Here is a 21,822-nt window from a genome sequence, read left to right as displayed (position 1 = left end):
GCGGGCTCGGGGGGTGTGCTCAACAGGCGGCCGACATGCTCCTGTCCGCCCTCCTCGCCCTGACGCTCCACCAGACGCCTCTCACCACCGTCGCCGAGCAGAGCGGGTGGCTCCGCACCGGCCGCTACGCCGAGGTGGAGACGCTCTGCCGCGCCTTCCCCAAGCGCTACCCCGGCAAGGTGCGCTGCGACTCCTTCGGCACCACTCCCGAGGGCCGCCCCCTGCTGGTGCTCACCGCGAGCGCGGATGGCACCCTCACCCCCGCCGCGGCGGCGAAGAAGGGCCGCCCCGTCGTCTTCTTCCAGGGCGGCATCCACGCCGGGGAAATCGATGGCAAGGACGCGGGCTTCTGGCTCCTGCGCGACGTGCTCGACGGCAAGGCGCTGCCAGGGGTGCTCCAGGGCGTGACGGCCGTCTTCGTGCCCGTCTTCAACGTGGATGGCCACGAGCGCTTCGGCCTCAACAACCGCCCCAACCAGGTGGGCCCCGAGGAGATGGGCTGGCGCGTCACCGCGCAGGGCTTCAACCTCAACCGCGACTACGTCAAGGCGGACGCCCCGGAGATGGGCGCCCTGCTCACCCTGCTGCACACGTGGGATCCCCTCGTCTCCATCGACCTGCACGTCACCGACGGCGCCCAGTTCGAGCACGACGTGAGCGTGCAGTTGGAGCCGCGGAAGACGGGCCCCGAGCCGCTAAGGGCCCCCGGCGAGAAGCTGCGCCAGGAGCTCTTCACCGCCCTGGAGGCCCAGGGCCACCTGCCCCTGCCCTTCTATCCCTCGTTCCGCCAGGAGGATGATCCCCGCTCGGGCGTGAGCTACGGCGTGGCACCGCCGCGCTTCAGCAACGCCTACTGGATGGTGAACCGGCGCTACGGCGTGCTGGTGGAGACCCACTCGTGGAAGCCCTACGCGCACCGCGTGGCCACCACGCGCCACGTGCTGGAGGGGCTCTTGCGCCTCGTCGCCCGGGACGGCCAGGCGCTCATGAAGGCCCGCGCGGCGGTGGACGCCGAGGCCGAGGCCGGCAAGGCGCGCGAGGTGGTGCTCGCCTGGGAGACCACGGACAAGAGCCGCCCCATCGACTTCCGCGGCTATGCCTATGAGCGCTCGCCCTCCGACCTCAGCCAGCGGCCGTGGATCCGCTACGATCCCACGAAGCCCCAGGTGTGGACGATTCCCTACTTCGAGGAGCTCCGCCCCGCCCTCACCACCACCCTGCCCGCGGGCGGCTACCTCGTGCCCCCGGCCCACGCGGAGTGGGTGGCCCGCAAGCTCACCGTCCACGGCCTGCGCTTCCAGCGGCTCGGCCAGGCCCTGCCCCCCACCGGGGTGGAGGTGTTCCGCGCCACCGAGGCCTCCTTCCGCCCCGGCTCCTACGAGGGCCGGCAGCCCCTGTCCGTGAAGGGCCAGTGGACCAAGGAGTCCTGGCCGCTGCCGGCCGGCACCCTCTACGTGCCCGCCGCGCAGAAGAGCGCTCCCCTGCTCGCCCACCTGTTCGAGCCTCTCGGGCCGGACTCGCTCCTGGCCTGGGGCTTCTTCAACAACCACTTCGAGCAGAAGGAGTACATCGAGGACTACGTGGTGGAGCCCTTCGCCCGGGAGGTGCTGGCGAAGGACCCCGCCGTGAAGGCCGCGTGGGAGGAGCGCCTGAAGGACAAGGCCTTCGCCGGGGATGCACGCGCCCGCCTGCGCTTCTTCGCCGAGCGGCACCCCGCCTGGGACTCGCGACTCAACCTCTACCCCATCTTCCGCACGGACTCCGCGCCCACGGGCCTGAAAGCCGGACGGTGAGAAAGAGCGTAATTTTCTTCTCCCACTCGACGTCACCCGCCCTGATTGGTTGAATGGCCAGGGCCCCGGCCCGGCTCCCCACCGGAGGACGATGAGCAACGAACGCGACCTGCTCGAGCAGGCCATGGCGGTGTTGGAAGCCCAGCGCACGGTACTCGGCCACGAGGCCACCGAGGCCGCGCTGGCCGCCTTGCGCGTCCGGATCGCCGCCCTCGCCTCGCACGTCCCCTTCGAGCGCCGGCACGTCACCGTGCTCTTCGGCGACCTGTGTGGCTTCACCGCGCTGAGCGAGCGGATGGATCCCGAGGACGTCAGCGAGCTGATGAACCAGCTGTGGGAGCGCGTGGACGGGGCCATCCTCCGGCACGGCGGGCGCATCGACAAGCACATCGGGGATGCCGTCATGGCGCTCTGGGGAACGGAGGGCGCGAGCGAGGACGACGCCGAGCAGGCGCTCCACGCGGCCCTGGACATCCAGGCGCAGCTGGCCGCCTTCCCCGCGGCGCCGCCGGAAGGGCTGCACATGCGCATCGGCATCCACACGGGGCCGGTGCTGCTGGGCGTGGTGGGCACGCGCGGGGAGCTCACGGTGATGGGCGACACCGTCAACACCGCGAGCCGCCTGGAGCAGGCCGCGCCCGTGGACGGAATCCTCATCTCGCACAACACCTGGCGCCACGTGAGCGGGGCCTTCGCGGCCGAGCCCCTGGCGCCCCTGCGGCTCAAGGGCAAACAGGAGCCCCTGCAGGTGTACCGGGTGACGGAGGCCAAGCCCCGGGCCTTCCTGCGGCGGGGCCGGGGTCTGGATGGGGTCTGGGCCCGGCTGGTGGGACGCGAGCACGAGACGCGCCAGCTGCGCGCGGCGCTCCAGGCGGTGCTCGCGGGCAACGGCAGCCACCGGGTGACGCTCACGGGCGAGGCGGGCATCGGCAAGTCGCGGCTGCTCGGCGAGTTCGAGACGTGGCTCGAGTCGCTGGACACGTCCCCCCGCTGTCTCCGGGGACGCGCCAGTCCGGAAATGCGCCGGCACCCCAACGCCCTCTTGCGCGACCTGTTCTCCTTCCACCTCCAGGTGCAGGAGAGCGACCCGCCCAGCGTGGTGCGCACCCGGCTGGAGGACAGCTTCCACGAGGCGTTCGGCCCCGGGGAGTCGAGCCGCATCCGCGCTCACCTCGCCGGCTCGCTCATCGGCTTCGACTTCAGCAACAGCCCCCACCTCAAGGGCACGCCCATGGACGAGCAGAGCCTGCGGGCCCGGGGCCTGGAGTCGCTCGGCGAGTACTTCCGCGCCCTCCTGCGGCGCGAGCCCATGGTGCTCTTCCTGGAGGACATCCACTGGGCGGACGACAGCGCGTTGGACTTGCTCGAGCGCCTGCACGAGACGCTCGCGCCCGAGCAGCTGCTCGTGGTGTGCACCGCGCGGCCCGAGTTCTTCGAGCGGCGTCCCGGCTGGGCCCACGCCCCCGCCCATGTCCGGCTGGAGCTGCGGCCCCTGTCCCCGGACGACAGCCACCGGCTGGTGGCGGAGCTGCTGCGCAAGGTGGAGTCCATTCCCCCGGCGCTCGAGGAGCTCGTCGTCACGCGCGCCGAGGGCAATCCCTTCTACCTGGAGGAGCTCATCCAGATGCTCCTGGAGGAGGGCGTCATCCTCGCCGGCAAGGAGCACTGGCGCGTCGAGCCCCACCGGCTCACCTCGCTCAAGGTGCCCCCCACGCTCAGTGGCGTGCTCCAGGCGCGGCTGGACAGCCTGCCCGCGCACGAGCGCGAGGTGCTCCAGCGCGCCTCGGTGGTGGGCCGCGTCTTCTGGGACGAGCCCCTGCTGACGATGGGCGGCGCCCTGCCCGATGGCGTGTCCCTGCATGACACGCTGGCGGCGCTCCAGGAGCGCGAGCTCATCTTCGAGCAGTCCAGCTCCGCCTTCGCCGGGGCGCACGAGTACACCTTCAAGCACGCCATCGTGCGCGAGGTGGCCTATGACACCGTGCTCAAGCGCGAGCGGCGCGCCTTCCACGGGTGGATCGCCGAGTGGTTGCAGGCACGCGGAGGCGAGCGCTCGCGCGAGCACCTGGGACTGCTCGCGGATCACCTGGAGTCCTCTGGCCAGGGCGAGCGCGCGGCCACGTTCCTGCGGCGCGCCGCGGAGGAGGCCCTGTCCCTGTTCGCCCACGCCGAGGCGCGCGCCTTCCTCCAGCGGGCGCTCGCCCTGAGCTCCGAGGACAATGTCACCGAGCGCTACGCCATCGTGGCGGCGAGTGAGCGCGTCCACGCCATCCAGGGCGAGCGGCGCGAGCAACGCGTGGACCTGGACCACATGGAGGCGTGGGCCGAGCGGCTCGACGACGATCGGCGGAGGACCGAGGCGGCCCTGCGCCGGGCGCTGTATGCCGTGGAGGTCGGCGAGTTCGCGATGGGGGAGCAGGCGGTGCAGCGGGCCATCTGGCTCGCCCAGCAGCAGGGGGACATGGCCAGCGAGGCCCTCGCCCATCTGTACTGGGGACGGATGCTGCGCCACCTCCGGGGCGACTTCACCAGCGCCCGCGAGCACCTGGAGCGCAGCCTCTCGCTCGCCGAGTCGGCGCGGCTGCCCCAACTGGAGGTGGAGAGCCTGCTCAACCTCAGCGCCGTCATGCACGAGGGGGGTGAGCTGTCGGCGAGCATCCCGCCCATCCAGCGCGTCATCCCCTTCTGCCAGTCCATGGGGGACCGCTGGTTGGAGTGCTCGGCGCGGCGCTACCTCGCCTACGTGCGCAAGAGCCTGGGAGACTTCGCCGCGGCCCGGGCCGGCTTCGAGCAGACGCTCCAGTTCAGCCGGGTCATCGGCTACCGGTTCTGGGAGGCCATGGACTACACCAACCTCGCGCGGATCCACTACCACCTGGGCGATCCCGCCGGCGCGCTCGAGCTGAGCGAGCAGGGCCTGCGCATCGGCGAGGACATTGGCAGCCTGCGCTACCAGGGCTACGCGTGGATGAGCCGGGGCCTCGCCCTGGGCGCCCTGGAGCGCCTGTCCGAGGCACGCGAGGCCTACCAGCGCTCGCGCGACATCCGGGCGTGCATCCGCATGCCCCACCTGGAGCACGAGGCCATGACGGGGCTGGCCGCCGTGGCGCTGATGGGCGGGGAGCTCCACGAGGCGCTCGAGCTCGTCGAGCAGCTCCTGCCCCACCTGGAAGGCATGCACCGGGGCGTGGAGGAGCCCTTCTGGATCTGGCTCACCTGCTTCCGGGTGCTCCGGGCCCACCAGGACGCGCGCGCCCCCCACCTGCTGGAAGCCGCCCACCAGCGGCTCCAGGCCCAGGCCGACAAGCTGCGCGAGGAGGAGCTGCGGCGCTTCTTCCTGTCCATTCCCACCCACCGGACGATCCAGGTGGAGTGGCGCCGGCAAAAGGACGTACGGGGCTCGCCCGGTCGCGAGCGGCCCCTCCTGGAGACCTCCTAGTTCTCATGACAGTGAGTCCACACGGCGAGGCCACGCGAACGGGGCCGGACAAGACGACCCTCTTGTTCGCGGCGGTGCTCCCGCTGCTATCCGTTCTGGACGTGCTCATCTTCTCGCACGTCAACCTCGAGGCGCTCGGCGTGCGCGTGCTGTGGGCCGGAGAGCTGGTGCTCAGCGCGTTCCTGGTGACCCGGCTCTCCGGGTGGAGCCGGCGCCTGTTCTTCCTGGCCAACAGCGCGATCGGCTCGGTCTTCTACCTGGCCGTCGTCGCCTGCACCGGGGACGTGGACAGTCCGTATGTCCACATGGTGATGTGCCTGCCCCTGCTGGTGGCCATCGTCTATCCGGAGGAGGCGGGCGCGGCCATCGTCAGCGGCGTCGTCTGCATGCTGGGCATTGGCACGCTGGTGGTGCTCACCGGGCACCCCCCGGCCCAGGCCATCGCCTGGGCCTCCCTGGTCGCGATGACCAGCTTCTTCGGCGTGGCGGGCTCCACCCAGTTCCGCCGGGCGCTCGAGGCGCGCAACGAGGCCCGTCTGGAGCGTACCCGCCGCGAGGCCGCGGAGAAGCTCGCCGGGACGCTGGCGGCGCAAGCCCTGTCCGAGCGGCTCGCCACCGTGGGGCGGCTGACCGCCGGCGTGATGCACGAAATCAACAACCCCCTGGCCTTCGTCCACGCCAACCTGCGCTTCCTCCAGGAGGAGCTGCGCGCCCAGCGCCTGTCCTCCGAGGCCCACGTGGAGTTGGAGCAGGTGCTCGCCGAGACGCGCTCGGGCGTGGAGCGCGTCCAGCAGATCGTCCTGGACCTCAAGGGCTTCTCGCGCCGGGACACGGAGGAATCCACCGCCTGCGCCCTGACGGACGTGGTGGCGGACGCGGTGCGGCTGGCGGCGGTGCGGCTCAAGCACAGGGTGCACGTGAAGGTCGAGCTGCCCCCCGGACTGCCTCCCGTGCTCGCCACACCCCGGCGGCTCGTCCAGGTGCTGCTCAACCTGCTCGTCAACGCGGGCGACGCCATCGAGGAGTCCGGCCGGGAGCCGGGACAGATTCTGGTGCGTGGCGAGGCGCGCGGGCAGCGCGTGGTGCTCTTCGTCGAGGACAACGGCCCGGGCTTTCCTCCCGAGGTGCTGCCGCGCCTCTTCGAGACCTTCTTCACCACCAAGGGCCCGGAGAAGGGCACGGGCCTGGGGCTCGTCATCTCCCGCGAGCTGCTGGAGCACTGCGGCGCGACGCTCACCGCGGAGAACCGGGAAGAGGGCGGCGCCCGCCTGCGCATCGAATGGCCCGCCCACGACCAGGCGGCGGGCACGCTCAGCGGCTAGGCGCGCTCACGGACGCGAGGGCAGCGGCGCCGCGGGCTTGTCGATGTCGAGCTGGAAGCGGTAGCCCGCGTCCCGGACATAGACGCTGTTGCCCTGGAGCGCCTCGACGGGGGTGATGTCGCCCTGGGCGTCGAGCGCGCCCATGCGGACATGACGGGAGTCCTGGTTCACCCGGCGGGCCAGACGCACGAGCCAGTGGGCCGCCGGACTCACCTCCTCCGTCAGGCGCAGCTCGTGGCGCTCCACGTCCCGCCCGGCCGCGTCGAAGACCCGGAGCGTCACCGTGCTGCCCGCGCGCAGGTCCTCACGGGCCCGCACCGGCTCGGCTTCCTTCCACTCGGAGGCCGCGAGCGTGGTGCCGATCTCCACGTCCACGCAGGCGTAGAAGGCCTCCGGGCTGTCGGAGCGCTGCCAGATGTTGTAGATGACGTGCCTCCCCGTCCTCCCCGTGGGGAAGGGGCAGTTCAACGTGTAGCGGTTGTTCTGCAGGGGCGTGGTCCCCACGGTGCAGAAGGGCGTCGCCTCCAGGTCCGACCACTTGAGCGGCTGCGTGGGATTGTAGCCCTGCTTCGTGACGAAGAACTGGAAGCTGCGGGCGGCATGGGGCGCCGTCGCGTGGTAGACGAAATCGAAGCGGCCCTGGGCATTGGGGGCAATCCGCTTGGCCGGCCAGTCCGACCGCGCGAGATCCAACCCCTTGTGGGATTCGTTGGCCGCGCTGCACAGCTTCCCATCCGGGATGAGGGCGCGGTGCTGGCCATTGGCGTTGCCCTGCCGGACGCCATTCCAATCATAGAAGGCCTGGGTGCCGCCGTAGGCGATGGCGGCCTTGCAGGCGGCGGACTGGGGCGTCTCCGGGCCTTCCTTGTAACAGTTGTACACGCGGCTGATGGGAATCTCGATGGAGCCGTGTGCGAGGGATTGCCCGGCGGACAGCGCGGACACCAGGGCGAGGGACGGCGCCAGCATGGACTTGAGCATGAAGACGAACTCCTGTTCCGGCAGGGGGACGGACCCGGGATTCACCGCGAGCGCGCGGAGTACGGGTAAGGAGTTCATCGCGTGATTATTCGGGTCATCGTGGGACCCGGAAAAAGGACCGGGGCCGGGCGCCGCTGACGGATCAGCGGCGCCCGGCCCCGGTGGGCTCATCCCCAGCGGGCCTCGGGGGCCCGCCGGGGACGTGATTCAGTTCAGAATCGGATCACAGCCGCAGGTGCTGGTGTTGCACTTCGTTCCGGCACCGCAGGCGCCACCGCAGTTGTCCTTGCAGATGCAGGCGCAAGCGTTGGCATCGGCCTGGTAGTTCGAGCCGCAGTTGAGCGCTCCCGTGTCACAGACACAACCACAGGCCGTCGCGTCGAACTTGAAGCCCGGCGAGCAGGTGGCGGACTGCACGCAGGCGCACGCGCACGTGGACGGGTTGCACGTCTCGAAGCTGCCGCAGGCGCCCGCGCAGTCCGTGCCGCAGGACCAGCTGCACACGTCCCGGTTGGTGTTGCACACCTGGCCGGGCGCGCCGCCACCACCGCAATCCGCGGGGCACTCGCACCGGTTCGACTGCCGGTTGCACACGAGCTTGCCCTTGCAGAAGTCCGCCTGGGTGGGGTCGTAGTACCCCGTGTCGTTGTAGCAGGGCGGCTGGTTGCCGTTCGCGTTGGTCGTCAGGTCGCTCCAGTAGCGGTAGGAGATGGCGCCCTGGGTGGTGCCCGTCTCGGGCGGACGGCACGCACCGTAGAAGGACAGGGTCTGGCTGAGACCGTCCACGTCGAAGCCATCCGTGCGGCTGCGCGGCAGATCGCTCGGGTTGCACTTCGAGGCGTCACGCACCTTCGCCAGCGCCACGCGCATGGAGGGCCCGATGGGCGGCTTGAGCGTCTTGTAGCCCGCGGAGCCGATCACGCTGTCCATGATGGCATTGATGGTCGCCGGGATGCGCGCCGTGGTGCGGATGCTGCCCACGATGCCGCCCAGCGCCTGGATGGCGTCCTTGTGGATCGGGTTGAGGGGGTCCTCCTGGCTGCTGCACCGGGCGGTGCTCTCGGCGGGATCGCAGATGATACCGTGCATCTGGATGGCCTTGCCCGTGGGATTACCGCCCTTGAAGTAGTTGATGTACTCGTCGAGCGTGTTGCCGGAGCCGGGAGCGGCATTGTCCGTGGACGCATCGCGCACGTCCGTGAGGATGATGACCACCACGCGGGCGCCGGGACGATACTGCTTGGCGACGGGCGTGCTCGCGGCGGTCATGTAGTTGATCGCCTTGCGCGCCGGGTTCAGGTGCAACTCGTTGACGTTGCCGCCGGTGCCAATCCAGCACCCCTCCGCGGAGTTCGGGCACGGAGCGTTCTGCTGCAACCAGGCCTTGAACTGGTTGATGTCCCGGGTGAAACCACGGAACAGGTCCTTGTCGCTACTGTAGGAGCCGTCGTAGTACGAGGTGGTCACCAGGGCGATACGCCAGTCGAGCTGCGAGTTGCCCAGTCGCGCCGCCACGGCATTGGCGGCCTCACCCAGCGCCGCCTGGGACGAGCCCATCGAGCCGCTGTTGTCCACCACGAACACGAAGTCCGTGGGGCCACTGCCGGCCGAGTTGAAGGTCTCGCACTGCACCGCGTCCGCGTCACCGAACTGGGCCAGCGCCGTGCCACCCGCGGTGTCGCTCATGACGAACAGCCCCGGCTCCACGTAGCGCGCCGTGGGGGTGATGGCCAGCACCACGAGCACGCTCGAGTTGGAGCGGTGCACGTACTGCGCCTGGATCTTGAACGGACCCGAGACGTCCGTGCCGCCCGAGAGCGTCCCCGCGCCCGCGCCAACGAGGGAGTTGGCCACCGTGTTGGTATAGGCCCCCAGGGAGCTGGTCACTGACGACTGCTCGTACTTGGCCTGCATGGCGGGATGACCGTCCCAGGCGGTGAACGACTGGTAGGTATCCGTCACGGTCGGATTCAACTGGCCACGCACGAACAGCTCGTCGCCCTCCGCCGTGGTGGAGGTGCCCGCCTGGCCGCGCTTGTAGGCGATGAAGGCCACCTTGTTGGTGTTGTCGTAGCCGATGTAGCCCTTGGTGGCGCCGCCCAGGGAGATCGTCTTCACCTCTCCGAAGGTGGGGCGGAGCGCCAGACGGATGTCACTGCCGTTGTCCTCCTTGAAGGTCACCTGACGCAGGTTCTGCGCGGAGCACGCCTGGCCCGCGGGAGACGTGCCGGTGCCGTCCGAGCCATTGCTCGGGTTGAGCTCGCCCGGATCCACGCGGCCGTTCTGGTTGGAGTCCTCGGCGCCGTCGGCGATGCCATCGCCGTCGCTGTCCGCGTTGGTGGGGTTCGTCTTGCTGCCCGGGTCCGCGTCGCCGACATAGCCGCAGGTCTTGATGGGCGCCGCGTCGGTGGCCACACCACGCTCCATGCCGTCCGTCAGACCGTCACCGTCCGTGTCGCGGTTGGTGGGGTCCGTCTCGCCCGAGTCGCGCCCGCCGCTGGCGTTCAGGTCCTCGCCCAGGAAGGAGCCCTGGTTGGGTCCATCCAACAGGCCGTCGCAGTCCGAGTCCTTCGAGCGGGGATCCGTCTCGCCCAGGTCCACCCGGCCATTGCGGTTGCGGTCCTCCTGACCATCGCGCAGCCCGTCACCATCCATGTCCGGATTGTTCGGGTTGGTGCCATTGGCGGTCTCGACATCGTCCGAGATGCCGTCGCCGTCCGTGTCCACGCCCGTGGCCCCGCCGCAGTCGCCAGCCTTCTTCGGGTTCGTCTCGCCCGGATCCACCAGGCCGTTGCCGTTGCGGTCCTCCTGCCCGTCCATGCAGGTGTCGCCGTCCATGTCGGCGTTGAGCGGATCCGTCTTGCTCGTCTTGAGCTCGGTGGTGTCCGACAGGCCGTCGCCGTCCGTGTCGCGCTTGCGGGGATCCGTCTCGCCCGCCTCCACGATGCCGTTCTTGTTGGTGTCCTCCTCGCTGTCCGACAGACCGTCACCATCCGAGTCCCGGTTGGCGGGATCCGTCTCGCCCGGGTCCAGCCGGCCGTTGCGGTTGCGGTCCTCCACGCCGTCCAGGATGCCGTCGCCGTCCGTGTCCGGATTGGTCGGGTTGGTGCGGCTCGAGGGATCCAGGTCCGCGATGAAGAGCGAGGTGCACAGCGGGAGCGTGTTGAGGGTGGTGGTGCGAGCGGCCTCCACACCATCGCGCAGGCCGTCGCCGTCCGTGTCCCACAGGTCCGGGTTGGTGCGCTTGTCGCCCGCGTAGATGTTGCCCCACTCCTCCGCGTCCGACAGACCGTCACAGTCGGTGTCGATCTCCTTGTTGGTCGGATTGCGGGGACCGGGGGGCTTCTCGAAGGGATCTTCTATCGGCTGCTCGGGGCCGCCGTCGGTGCCGCCGTCGTCGGACGGGTTGGGGCCACCGTCGGAGGTGCCGCCGTCACCAGTGGGATCCGGATCGGGCTCCGTGGTTGGCGGCTGAGGACAACCAGCGAGGAATGCGACCAGGGCGGCCGCGAGTAAACGTTTAGGGGCTCTCATGAACAGCCTCACGGGGAAGGGGGGGCGAATTTGGGAATGGGGTTGTCTGTTGCCTAGTGGGTGATTGTGTAACCTACCCTCCTGTTCCATACGCCGGCCCGCACGGAAACAGAAGAGTACGAAACTCCGCCGCCAGGTGTGCAAATGCGACGGAGGCGTTCACTCATGAAGAGTGCAGAAGGGTCGAAGAATTTTTCCATCGTCCCGATCTGAGTCTCACCCCGGACAATCCGGAGTGGGGGGGGTCCATCCACTACCATTCTATCCCATCGCCAGCGAGCGCCGGGACGCGGACGCCCGGGCACCTGGCAGGCCCGCTTCGCCCACGACCTGGAGGCGGCTGCGACCCGCGCCCTGCTTCACCACGCGTACCTGCACACCGATGCGCTCGGCGAGTCCCGACACGTGGGAGATGATGCCCACCTGCCTGCCCGTGGCCTGGAGCGCATCGAGCGTGGCCAGGGCCACTTCCAGCGTCTCGGGGTCCAGCGTGCCGAAGCCCTCGTCGATGAAGAGCGTCTCCACCTGGGTCGTCTCCGAGGAGAGCGAGGCGAGGCCGAGCGCGAGCGCGAGCGAAACGAGGAAGCTCTCTCCGCCGGAGAGGCTGGAGACGGCGCGCACCTCGTCGCCCATGTCACGATCCACCACCTGGAGGTCCAGGTCGTACCCAGGCACACGCATGAGGTGGTAGCGAGGCGCCAGTTGCTCCAGATGTGCGTTGGCGTGGTGCAGGAGCGCATCCAGGGTGAGGCTCTGGGCGAACACCTTGAACTTCTTGCCGTCATGCGAGCCGATGAGTTCACTGAGCGTGCGCCACACGCCGCTCTTGCGCTGCTCCTCCTCCAGCAGCCGGGCCTGCTCGCCGTGGCGGCGGCGGGCGTCATCGTCCTGCTCGAGCCGGGCCCGCAGGCGGGCGGCGGCACCCACACGGGCCTGGGTGTCCGCGACGGCCCGCTCGAGCGCGGACGCGGCCTCCTCCTCGGAGAGGGGGGGCCGCGCGGAGGACTCGTGCTCGAGGCGCTGGCGCTGGCGCTCCTCGACGAGCAGGAGGGACTTGTCGTGGGCCTGCCGCAGCTGGCCCAGCGCCCGCTCCTCGTCCGCGCACCAGGCGGCGCCCCGCGAGAGCAGGCCCCGCGCGGTCTCCAGGGACAGGCCGCGCTCGGCGAGGCGCGTGCCCAGGGTGGCCTCGGCCCTGTCCCGGGCGGCGCGCGCCGTGTCCCGCGCCGCGAGCGCGGCCTCGGTCCGGGCGAGCGCCACCGCCACGGCCCGTGCCGCCCGCGCGGCGTCCTCGCGCCGGGACTCGAGCGCCTGGAGGAGCGCTTCCCGCTCCTGACGAAGGGTCGCGCGCACCTCGGCGGTGGCACGTCCCGCGAACAGCGCGCCCCGTGAGGCACGCACGCGCGCGAGGGCCTCTTCCCGCTCGGTCGCGCTCTGGGCACGGGCCGTGCTCTGCGCGTGCAGCAGCTCCACCGTGGCGTGCACCGGGCCCCGCTTCTCCGCCGCGCTCCGCGCCTCGGCCTCCGCCTGGCGCAGCTCCTCCTCCTTCGCGTTCCACTCCTTCACGGCCTTCACGCAGCGCGCCTGGAAGGCCGCCGCGTCGGTGGACAGCTCCTTCTCCCAACGGGGCCAGCCCGTGAAGGCGGCCGACAGCGCGGCCAGCAGCTCCTCGCGGCCACGCGCCGCCTGCTCCACGTCCCGCAGGTGCAGGGCCTCGGCCTCGACATTCTTGCGCCACGCCTCGTCCGCCTGGCGCCAGAGCATCTCCGCCGCCTCCGCCCCCGTGCGCGCGGCCTCCCTCCGGGCCCGGGCCTCCTTCGCCTTCCGGGCCTGGGCCTCGGCGAGCTCCTCCTCGGCCTTCAACCTCTCGGAGTGGACGCGTACCTCGGCGAGTGCCTCCGCCAGCCAGGCCTCGGCCTCCGGGGCCTCCACGGACTCGGCGGGAAGCGCTCCCGTGAGCTTCGCGCGCAAGAGGCTCCAGCGCTCGCGGGGCGAGGTGCTCCGCCGCGCCGCGGCCTCCCCACGCTCCTCGGCCCGCGCCGCGCGCTGCGCCGCGCCCTGGGCCCGGGCGAGGGCGGCGGATTCGGTCCGCGTCACCTCCTGGAGCTCGTTCTCCAACGACGTCACCCGACCGCGCCCCTCCTCGAGAAGTCCCGCCAGGGGTCCTTCCTCGCGAGCGTAGGGGTGCTCCTTCGCACCACACAGGGGACAGGGCTCGCCCTCGCGCAGGTCCGCCCGACGCGCGCTGAGCTCCAGCGCGTCCCGCGTCCGGTCGAACGCGCGCCGTGCCTCCTTCAGCGCCGGGTCGAGCCCGGTGCGCCGCGCCTTCGCGGCCTCCGCCTCGGCGGTCGCGGTGGCCTGCTCCTTCCGGGCCTCGTCCACCTCCCGGGTGGCCTCGCGCAGTGCCTGGGCCGCATCCCCCGCTTCCTTCCGCGCGAGCTCCAGCTCCTTCAACACCTCCTGCCGGGCGCCCAGCTCCTCGCGCCGCTGCCTCCGCGCCGCGTCGGCCTCCGCGCCGAGCGCGGACTCCGCCCGCGCGGCCTCCTCCCCGGCCACCCGCAGCGCCTCGGACGACTCGCGCCGCGCCACGTCCCGGCGCTCCGCCTCGAGACGAAGCGGCTCGGCCTCGGCGCGCGTGCGCGTGAGCAGCGCCTGGGCCGCGGCCTCCTGGCGTGCCTGGTGATGATAGCGCTGGAGCTCCGTCTCCCACCGGGACCACTCCCGGGCCACGGGCTCCACGGGCCCGCGCTTGTCCCGCCACGCCTGGATGTCCTCGAGCCGCTTGCGCGCGGAGGCTTCCTGCTCGCTCAGCACCGACAGCTCGGCCCGGGCCCGCTGCTCGCTCGCGAGCGCCTCGTCCCGCGCGCGCGCCGCGTCCCGCGCCTGCTCCTCGGCGCGTTGGATTTCCCCATCCAGCGCCTCCGCCGCTTCCAGCTCCGGCCGCGCGGCCTCCTCCGCCTTCACCGCCGCGTCCCGCCGGGACTCCGCCTCGAGCCGGGCCGCCTCGGCCCCGCGCTCCCCCTCGCGCGCCGCCGCCTCCTCGGAGCGCCGCGCGGTCAGCTCCGCGTCCCTCGCCGTCAGGGCCGTCGTGGCCTCGTCCAGCGCCGAGACCGGAGCGCGCAGGTCCTCCGCCGCGCGAACCCGCTCCCATTCGAGCCGCCGGGGCTCCGCGTCCTCGAGGGCCCGCCGCGCGCGCTCCCGCTCCGCTTCCGCCTCGCACTCCCGGGCGACCAGGTCCGCCCGCGTCCGGTACCAACGCACCGCGTGCTCCGCGCGGGATTGCACCGCCTGGGCCTCTCCCAGCGCCTCCTCCTCGCGCGCCAGTCCCTCCTCCTCCTGCCGGCGCGTCTCCTCGCTCATCAAGGAGATGGCCTCCACGCCCCGCTGCAACTTCTCCAGCGCCTCCTGCATCTGCCGGTGGCGCTGGTGCGCGGCGAGCGACATGCGGCTGTACACCTCCGTGCCCGTCATGCGCTCGAGCAACTCCGCGCGGTCCTTCTCCTTGGCGCGCAGGAAGGCGGCGAACTCGCCCTGGGCCAGCAGCGCCGAGCGCCGGAACTGCTCGAAGGACAGGCCGAGCTTCTCCTCGATGGCCTTGAGCACCTCGCCCTTCTTGGCGCCGAAGCGCTGTGCGGAGGCCACCTCGGTGAGGCTCATCACGGGCTCCATGATGCGGCCATCCAGGCGGTTGTGGGCGCGGCGCACGGACCAGTTGGCCACGTAGCGCTTCCCATCGCGTCCGAGGAACTCCACCTCGGCGAAGCCCTCGGCCGCGCCACGCCGCAACACGCTCCGCGCGTCGTTGTCCTTGACCCGCGCCTTCTCATCCTCGCCGGCGCGCCCCACGAGCACGCCACCGCCCTGCTCCAGCCGGGGCGTGCAGTCGAAGAGGGCCAGGCACATGGCGTCCAGCAGGGTGCTCTTGCCCGCGCCGGTGGCGCCGGTGATGGCGAACAGCCCCATGCGATCCAGCGGCGGCTTGTCCAGTTCCAGGGCGAAGTCGCCCGCGAGGCTCGTGAGGTTGCGGCCCCGGATGACCAGGATCTTCATGACGCGTCCTCCTGCACCTGGGTGAGCAGCTCGTGGAAGGCCTCGAGCAGCGCGGGAGCGGGGGGCTCGGAGTAGTCCTGGGCGTAGCGGGCGAGGAACACGTCCTCGGGCGTGCGGTCCTTGAGCGAGGGCCCGGGCCGCGACTCCGCGAGCGCCTGCCCCGTGCCGGTGTACTGGGGGGTGATCTTCACCAACCGCGCGGCCTTGCCCTCCAGCGCGGCCTCCACCTGCCGGCGCAGGGCGGGCTCGGGCCTGGGCAGTTCCACGCACACCTCCAGATAGGGGCGCTTCCACTCCACCATTCCGGCCTCGGCGGGGGGCAGGGCCTGGAGCGCCTTCACCACGGCGGTCAGGTCCATCGCGGGCGCGCCGCGCTCGGGCACCCGGAGGATCTCCGCCTGACGGGGCACGCGCACGGACTCCACGGAGGCGAGGTGCTCACCCTCGAGTTCCACGAGCAGCACCTGGTGCACGTAGCTCGCCTCGGACAGTGACAGGGGCAGGGGCGAGCCGCTGTAGCGCACCCCCTCGCGTCCGCCCACGCGCTGGGCCTTGTGCAGGTGCCCGAGCGCCGCGTAAGCCACGTCCTCGGGGAAGAGGTCCACCGGGAGCGCGTGCTGGTTGCCGCCGAGGATCCGGCGCTCGCTCAGCTCGCTCAGCTCGGTGCCCACCATGTAGCAATGGCCCATGGCCACGAGTGCCTGTCCGGGCTGGCGCCGCGCCCGCGCGCCGTCGAGCACCTCGGCGTACACCGCGCGCACGCCCTCGATGAGCCGGTCGCCGGCCTCGTCCGGGAGGAAGGGGAGATCCGCGGGCCGCAGGTAGGGCACCGCCGCCACCCACGCGCCCACCTGTCCCCGGGCGTCGTGCACCGGCACCAGCAGCCGCTCCAGGCCCCGGTCATCCCGCGAGCGCGTGAGGCCGCCCACCACGCGCACGCCGAGCGCGGTGAGCAGGGGATCCGGCGCATCCAGCCGAGCGGCCGAGTCGTGGTTGCCGCCGATGACGACGACGTCCAGCTTCGGGCAGCGCTGGCGGGCCTGGGCGACGAACTCGTACCAGGCGGCCTGGGCCTCGGCGCTGGGGTTGGAGGTGTCGAAGATGTCACCGGCCACGAGCAGCGCGTCCACCTCGCGCGCCGCCAGGGTGTCGAGCAACCACGCGAGGAAGGCCGCGTGCTCGGCCTCGCGCGAGGTGTCGTACAGTGAGTGTCCCAGGTGCCAGTCCGACGTGTGCAGCAGGCGCATCCGTGCGTACCCCTCCAGGAGCGATGCGAGCGGGACGGGAGAGCCCTTGCCTGCTCGCACGTTCAGGCAGCGCCAGTGTGCCCGTTGGCGGGCGTGGAGCCAAATACGGAATCCCCACCCCCCGTTCTCTCCCGCGCGGAGCAGGCGGGCAGGCGGCTTCGGGCGTGCGGTCCGGCGTCCGGGCGGGCATCATGACGCGCCGCCTCCCGCTCCCGGGGGGCCGCTGTGCCCCCCGCGGACCGCGAGACACCGAGAATGAGGTACCTGGCCACCCTGTGGTTCTGGCTCGTCTTCCTGAGCACCGCCCCGCTCTGTACGGCGATCGGAGCGTTGATCTGGCTCGTCACCTGGCCGTTCGACCGGAACCGCAACGCGCTGCACGCCTTCGTGTGTGGCTGGTGCCACGTGCTCTACCTGTCGTGGCCTGGCTGGCGGGTGCGCATCGAGGGCCGCGAGCACCTGCCCCCGGGGCCCTCGGTGCTCGTGGCCAACCACCAGTCCGCGTCGGACATCCTCGCGTCCATGGGGCTCAACCACCCGTTCAAGTTCATCGCCAAGGAGGCGGTCTTCCGCACGCCGTGCGTCGGGTGGCTGATGCAGTGGATGGAGTACGTCCCGGTGAAGCGGGGCCATCCCCAGGCGATGGAGCGGATGCTGGAGGACTGCCGCGGGTGGCTGCGGCGGGGGGTGGCGGTGTTCATCTACCCGGAGGGCACCTACGCACGCACGCGCGAGCCCCTGCCCTTCAAGCGCGGAGCCTTCCAACTGGCCATCGCGGAGCAGGTGCCCGTGGTGCCGGTGGTCATCGAGGGCACGACGGACGTCATCGCGGGGGATGGGCCGTTGATGGGTGCGAGTGCCCGGGTGCGGGTGCGCGTGCTGCCGCCGGTACCGGTGCAGGCGCTCGGGGAGGATCCGGTGGAGCTCGCCGGACGCGTGCGCGACATGCACATCGAAGCACTGGGCCTGACTGCCGCGAAGCAGGGCGAGTCGCCCGAGCAGCGGGTGGCCTGAGCCCAGGGGCTCACAGCGTGATGTGGCCCTCGAGGTAGAGCACCGCCTGGCCGCCAATGCCCACGCGCTCGCCGCGATCCTCGCACTGGAGCACGCCGCCGCGCGCGGAGAGCTGGTGGGCGAGCAACTGGCGCTTGCCCAACACACGCGCCCAGTAGGGCACCAGCGAGCAGTGCGCCGAGCCCGTCACCGGATCCTCCGGCACGCCCACGCGCGGCGCGAAGAAGCGCGAGACGAAGTCCGCCTCCGAGCCCCGCGCCGTCGCCACCACCGCGAAGTACTCCAGCGCGGCGAGCTTCGCCATGTCCGGCGCGAGCGCGCGCACCTGCTCCTCGGTGTCGAAGACGGCCAACAGGTCGCGCGTGACCAGGGTCTCGCGCGGCTCGGCGCCCAGGGCCTCGGCGAGCCCCTCCGGCATCGCGCACGGCTCGGGCACCCAGGAGGGGAAGTCCATCTCCATCCACTCGCCCTCCTGCTGCGTCACCACCAGCGAACCCGAGCGCGAGTGGAACTCGGCCTTCTCCAGGCCCGGCGCCAGGCGCGTGAAGAGGATGTAGGCCGCGGCCAGCGTGGCATGGCCGCACAGGTCCACCTCCTGGGTGGGGGTGAACCAGCGGATCTGCCAGCCGCGCACCTCGTCGCGCAGCACGAAGGCCGTCTCGGAGAGATTGTTCTCCGCGGCGATTGCCTGGAGCACCTCATCCGGCAGCCAGGCGTCCAGCGGACACACGGCGGCGGGGTTGCCGCCGAAGACCTGGGGGGAGAAGGCGTCGACCTGATAGAGGCGCAGACGAGTGGGCATTCGTGGCCCCCTATCTACCCTACCCCGGAGGCCATGCGAAGCCGGGGGGGTTCACTTGGAGGACGAGGTGAGGGCACTGGCGAACTGCATGGCGTAGTTGATCTCCAGGCCGCCATCCACCACCAGCGTCTGGCCGTTCACGTACGAGGAGCCCTCGGAGCACAACCACTCGATGGCCTTGGCGATCTCGTCCCCATCGGCCACGCGGCCCACGGGCACGGTGTCGCGCACCTTGGCCTCGAGCGTGGCCCAGGCATCGCCCATGTAGAAGCGGCTGGAGTCGGTGTCGATGTAGCCCGGATTGACGGCGTTGACGCGGATGGCGTTCGGGGCCAGCTCCGCGGCGAGGTACTTCACCAGGATTTCCATGGAGCCCTTCATCGCGCCCAGGAAGCCATGGAAGGGCAGCGGCATGCGCGAGTCCATGCCGGACACCGCGACGATGCGGCCCTTGCGCCCCTCCATCAGCGGCACGGAGCGCTGGGCGCCCAGCAGGAAGCTCTTCACCGTGACGTTGAAGGTCTTGTCCATCTGGTGGAGCTTCATCTGCATGAGCGGCATGAAGGCGGTGGAGGCGGCATTGGCCACGAAGACGTCCAGCGCGCCGAACTCCTGCTGCACCAGATCGAAGGCGGCATGGAGGCTGGCGGGCTCGAGCTGATCCGCGACGACGGTGCGGCAGCGTCGGCCGAGCGCCTCGACGTCACGGGCGAGCAGGGAAGCGGCCTCGGTGTCGCGCCGGTAGGTGGACACGATGTCATAGCCCGCCTTCGCGAGCCGCAGGGACAGCGCGCGGCCCACGCCTCGCGAGCCACCAGTGATGAGCGCCACGGGAGCAGTCGTCATACGAGCGGGCATAGCACCTTCCCCCCCAGGGAGTAGAGTGCGCCCCCCTATGACTGTTCCCCAAGGACCCAAGTGGCTCTACCTGCACGGCTTCGCCTCGGGGCCCGAGTCCACCAAGGGCGTGAGGCTCGCCGCGCACTACGCCCGCCAGGGCATCCACCTGGAGCGGCTGAACCTGCGCCAGCCCTCGCTCGAGCACCTGAGCTTCGGCGCGATGGTGAGCACGGTGCGCGAGGCCCTGGGGGGAGAGCGGGATCGGGCCATCCTCTTCGGCTCCAGCATGGGGGGGCTGACCGCGTGCCACGTGGCGCAGGAGGACGCGCGGGTGTGCGCGCTCGTCCTGCTCGCGCCCGCCCTGCGCATCGCGCGGCAGATGCGGCGCACGGTGGGCGAGCCGGGCCTGCGCCGGTGGCGCGAGACGGGCTGGTTGGAGATCCAGGACTACGCGGAGAAGCGGCAGACGCGGGTGCACGCCGGCCTCCTGGATGAACTCGACGCGCTGGAGGCCCGCTCGGACGGAGTCCCCGACGTGCGCGTGCCCACGCTCCTCATCCACGGCCGGCAGGACACCACCACCGAGATTTCCTACTCACGCGAGTGGGCCCAGGGCCGGCGCCACGTGCGGCTCGTCGAGGTGGACGACGGCCATGAGCTGGTGGCCTCGCTCGAGCGCATCGCCTCGGAAGTGGATGACTTCCTCCGCCCCTTCCTCGCCAGCCCGGCCGCCCGGTAGACAGGCATCGGAGACCTCGACAGGGATTGGAATGACGCGGGTGCGTCATCTCTTTGTGCACCCACGATGCATAAAGCCAATCCGTTGATTTCGTCCGCCTGTCTGCTGGGCGTGCTGCTGGTCACGGCCTGTGAGCAGTCTTCTCCCCCAGCGGTGAAGGAGCCTTCCGTCACGGAGCCCGCCCCCGCGGCGCCTCGCGAGGACGTGGGTTCCGAGAAGAGCGAATCCCTTCCGCCTGGAGCGATCACCGGCAGCCCCTCCGCACCGGGCTTCTCCGCCAGCAATTGCCAGGCGATGACCACCCAGGGCACGTCCGCGAGTGGTGATGACGGCGCGGGCAGCGTGGCCGCCAATACCCAGGACGACAACCTGGCCACGCGTTGGAGCGGGCCGGGCAAGGGGGCCTGGCTCACGCTCGACCTGGGCAGCGCGCAATCGCTCTCGGGCGCCGCCATCGCCTGGCACCAGGGCAGCACGCGCCAGAACCACTTCACGCTCGCCACCTCCACGGATGGCACCACCTTCACCCAGGCGTACGCCGGGGACAGCGCCCTGACGAACGAGGCCCAGACGTACGCCTTCCCCAGCGCGCGCCAGGCGCGCTACGTGCGCGTCACCGTCAACGGCAACACCGTCAATGACTGGGCCTCCATCGCCGAGACACGCGCGTGTGCCGGAGGGACGACGACGCCCGCGCCCACGCCCGCGCCCACCACGGACTCGGGCCCGGCGCTGCCCCGCCAGCCGTACCTGCAGAGCGTGGGCACCACCAGCGCGCTCGTGGCCTTCCGCACCAGCACCTCCTGCACGCCCTTCGTGCGCTTCGGTGAGGGCGCGTACCTGTCGCGCTCGGCCTCGGCCACGGTCACGGGCTACCGCCACGCGGTGAAGCTGGACGGACTGACTCCGGGCCGCACGTACAGCTACGTGGTCGAGGCGTGTGGCTCGGTCACGGGCGCGCGCACCTTCCAGACCGCCACGGGTGCGGACGTCAAGCGCGTGCACTTCACCGCCATGGGGGACTTCGGCACGGGCGGCTCGCTGCAGCGCAAGGTGCTCCAGGTGCTCACGCCCTCGCGCGCGGGCGAGTTCCTCCTCACGCTCGGCGACAATGCGTACTCCTCCGGGACGGACGCGGAGTTCCAGAGCAACATGTTCACCCCCATGGCGGCCCTGCTGCGGCAGACGCCCCTGTTCCCCACGCCGGGCAACCACGAATACATCACCAACAACGCCCAGCCCTACCTGGACAACTTCTACCTGCCGGCCAACAACTCCGCGCGCACCGAGCGCTACTACTCGTTCGACTGGGGTCCGGTGCACTTCGTCTCGCTCGACTCCAACTGCCTGAGCTACCCCACCACCGAGTGCACCAAGGCCATTCAGCAGGACTGGGTGGCCAAGGATCTGGCCGCCACCACGCGGCCCTGGAAGATCGTCTTCTTCCACCATCCGCCCTGGTCGAGCGGCGATCACGGCTCGAGCACCTCCATGCGCAAGGCGTTCGCCGCCACCTTCGAGCAGTACGGGGTGGACCTGGTCCTCACCGGGCATGATCACAACTACGAGCGCTCCAAGCCGATGAAGGGCGAGGCGGTGGCGGCCTCGGGCACGAAGGGCATTCCCTACCTCGTGGTGGGCAGCGGCGGCGCCACCATGCGCCCCTTCGAGACCTCGCAGCCGAGCTGGTCCGCCTTCCGCGACGACACCAACGTGGGCTTCCTCGACGTGACGGTGGACGGCGGCACGCTGACGGCGAAGTTCATCACCTCCAGCAACACCGTGCGCGACAGCCTCACGCTGACCAAGACGGTGAGCTCCAGCGTGAAGTCCGCCCTGCTCAGCGCGACGCCAGCGTCGGACACGCCGCCGGGCCCGGTGGACAGTCCCTACCGGCAGCCCGCGTTCCTCAAGCAGGGGCCGGTGCCTCCCGCCGACACCGCGGAGTCCGTGGCGGACCAGCCCGAGCCCGAGCACCAGTTCGTTCACGATCAGCCGTGACGGCGCTCCCCGCCCGCGTCCGGAGGCTTGCCGGTTGGCAGGCCGTCCGGACGCGGCGAGGAT

The 21,822-nt window shown here is 71.1% G+C and carries 12 protein-coding genes; 6 read left to right on the top strand and 6 right to left on the bottom strand.

Annotated elements, in window-relative coordinates:
- The first annotated feature begins 35 nt into the window (after positions 1 to 35).
- The 3 genes from D187_RS22825 to D187_RS22815 all read left to right on the top strand — a co-directional run bounded on the left by D187_RS22825 (position 36) and on the right by D187_RS22815 (position 6,554).
- Complete coding sequence (locus D187_RS22825; protein ID WP_002625775.1) at positions 36 to 1,793, top strand: M14 family metallopeptidase; 1,758 nt, start codon at positions 36 to 38, stop codon at positions 1,791 to 1,793.
- Between the two features lie 91 nt (positions 1,794 to 1,884).
- The gene (locus D187_RS22820; protein ID WP_002625776.1) at positions 1,885 to 5,232 is read left to right on the top strand and encodes an ATP-binding protein; all 3,348 of its coding nucleotides are present in this window, start codon (positions 1,885 to 1,887) and stop codon (positions 5,230 to 5,232) included.
- Positions 5,233 to 5,237: 5 nt separating this feature from the next.
- Complete coding sequence (locus D187_RS22815; RefSeq protein ID WP_002625777.1) at positions 5,238 to 6,554, top strand: sensor histidine kinase; 1,317 nt, start codon at positions 5,238 to 5,240, stop codon at positions 6,552 to 6,554.
- 6 nt (positions 6,555 to 6,560) lie between these two features.
- Here the strand turns inward: D187_RS22815 and D187_RS22810 are convergent, their stop codons facing one another.
- The 4 genes from D187_RS22810 to D187_RS22795 all read right to left on the bottom strand — a co-directional run bounded on the left by D187_RS22810 (position 6,561) and on the right by D187_RS22795 (position 16,363).
- The gene (locus D187_RS22810; protein WP_043431286.1) at positions 6,561 to 7,535 is read right to left on the bottom strand and encodes a lytic polysaccharide monooxygenase; all 975 of its coding nucleotides are present in this window, start codon (positions 7,533 to 7,535) and stop codon (positions 6,561 to 6,563) included.
- 207 nt (positions 7,536 to 7,742) lie between these two features.
- Positions 7,743 to 11,069 carry an adventurous gliding motility lipoprotein CglD gene (cglD, locus tag D187_RS22805; protein ID WP_002625779.1) on the bottom strand — a complete coding sequence of 1,109 codons (3,327 nt, stop codon included), beginning with the start codon at positions 11,067 to 11,069 and terminating at the stop codon, positions 7,743 to 7,745.
- Between the two features lie 261 nt (positions 11,070 to 11,330).
- Complete coding sequence (locus D187_RS22800; RefSeq protein ID WP_002625780.1) at positions 11,331 to 15,116, bottom strand: AAA family ATPase; 3,786 nt, start codon at positions 15,114 to 15,116, stop codon at positions 11,331 to 11,333.
- Positions 15,113 to 16,363, bottom strand: coding sequence for an exonuclease SbcCD subunit D C-terminal domain-containing protein (locus tag D187_RS22795; protein ID WP_002625781.1), 1,251 nt, complete (start codon positions 16,361 to 16,363; stop codon positions 15,113 to 15,115). The genes D187_RS22800 and D187_RS22795 overlap by 4 nt, the downstream gene beginning before the upstream one ends.
- A 255-nt stretch (positions 16,364 to 16,618) precedes the next feature.
- On the opposite strand from D187_RS22795, the gene D187_RS22790 reads away from it, so the two are divergent.
- A complete protein-coding gene (locus D187_RS22790) occupies positions 16,619 to 17,377 on the top strand; it encodes a lysophospholipid acyltransferase family protein (RefSeq protein ID WP_002625782.1) in 759 nt (252 codons plus the stop codon).
- A gap of 10 nt (positions 17,378 to 17,387) precedes the next feature.
- Here the strand turns inward: D187_RS22790 and D187_RS22785 are convergent, their stop codons facing one another.
- Both D187_RS22785 and D187_RS22780 read right to left on the bottom strand, forming a co-directional pair.
- Positions 17,388 to 18,179, bottom strand: a complete 792-nt coding sequence (locus tag D187_RS22785) for a PhzF family phenazine biosynthesis protein (protein WP_002625783.1) — start codon at positions 18,177 to 18,179, stop codon at positions 17,388 to 17,390.
- A gap of 51 nt (positions 18,180 to 18,230) precedes the next feature.
- A complete protein-coding gene (locus D187_RS22780) occupies positions 18,231 to 19,025 on the bottom strand; it encodes an SDR family oxidoreductase (RefSeq protein ID WP_020918211.1) in 795 nt (264 codons plus the stop codon).
- A 49-nt stretch (positions 19,026 to 19,074) separates the two neighbouring features.
- Between D187_RS22780 and D187_RS22775 the strand changes: the two genes are divergently transcribed.
- Both D187_RS22775 and D187_RS22770 read left to right on the top strand, forming a co-directional pair.
- On the top strand, positions 19,075 to 19,758 hold the full coding sequence (locus tag D187_RS22775; RefSeq protein WP_002625785.1) for a YqiA/YcfP family alpha/beta fold hydrolase: 684 nt from the start codon (positions 19,075 to 19,077) through the stop codon (positions 19,756 to 19,758).
- A 66-nt stretch (positions 19,759 to 19,824) separates the two neighbouring features.
- Positions 19,825 to 21,759, top strand: coding sequence for a discoidin domain-containing protein (locus D187_RS22770; RefSeq protein WP_002625786.1), 1,935 nt, complete (start codon positions 19,825 to 19,827; stop codon positions 21,757 to 21,759).
- Positions 21,760 to 21,822: the final 63 nt, after the last annotated feature.

It is taken from the genome of Cystobacter fuscus DSM 2262 (assembly GCF_000335475.2).
Lineage (GTDB): Bacteria > Myxococcota > Myxococcia > Myxococcales > Myxococcaceae > Cystobacter > Cystobacter fuscus.
This window is presented reverse-complemented; position numbering and strand designations above follow the sequence as displayed.

Bases quoted from the DNA above. Each gene is read 5' to 3' on its own strand.
- D187_RS22825 (WP_002625775.1), top strand. From the start codon at position 36: ATGCTCCTGTCCGCCCTCCTCGCCCTGACGCTCCACCAGACGCCTCTC.
- D187_RS22820 (WP_002625776.1), top strand. From the start codon at position 1,885: ATGAGCAACGAACGCGACCTGCTCGAGCAGGCCATGGCGGTGTTGGAA.
- D187_RS22815 (WP_002625777.1), top strand. From the start codon at position 5,238: ATGACAGTGAGTCCACACGGCGAGGCCACGCGAACGGGGCCGGACAAG.
- D187_RS22810 (WP_043431286.1), bottom strand. From the start codon at position 7,535: ATGCTCAAGTCCATGCTGGCGCCGTCCCTCGCCCTGGTGTCCGCGCTG.
- cglD (WP_002625779.1), bottom strand. From the start codon at position 11,069: ATGAGAGCCCCTAAACGTTTACTCGCGGCCGCCCTGGTCGCATTCCTC.
- D187_RS22800 (WP_002625780.1), bottom strand. From the start codon at position 15,116: ATGAAGATCCTGGTCATCCGGGGCCGCAACCTCACGAGCCTCGCGGGC.
- D187_RS22795 (WP_002625781.1), bottom strand. From the start codon at position 16,363: ATGCGCCTGCTGCACACGTCGGACTGGCACCTGGGACACTCACTGTAC.
- D187_RS22790 (WP_002625782.1), top strand. From the start codon at position 16,619: ATGAGGTACCTGGCCACCCTGTGGTTCTGGCTCGTCTTCCTGAGCACC.
- D187_RS22785 (WP_002625783.1), bottom strand. From the start codon at position 18,179: ATGCCCACTCGTCTGCGCCTCTATCAGGTCGACGCCTTCTCCCCCCAG.
- D187_RS22780 (WP_020918211.1), bottom strand. From the start codon at position 19,025: ATGACGACTGCTCCCGTGGCGCTCATCACTGGTGGCTCGCGAGGCGTG.
- D187_RS22775 (WP_002625785.1), top strand. From the start codon at position 19,075: ATGACTGTTCCCCAAGGACCCAAGTGGCTCTACCTGCACGGCTTCGCC.
- D187_RS22770 (WP_002625786.1), top strand. From the start codon at position 19,825: ATGCATAAAGCCAATCCGTTGATTTCGTCCGCCTGTCTGCTGGGCGTG.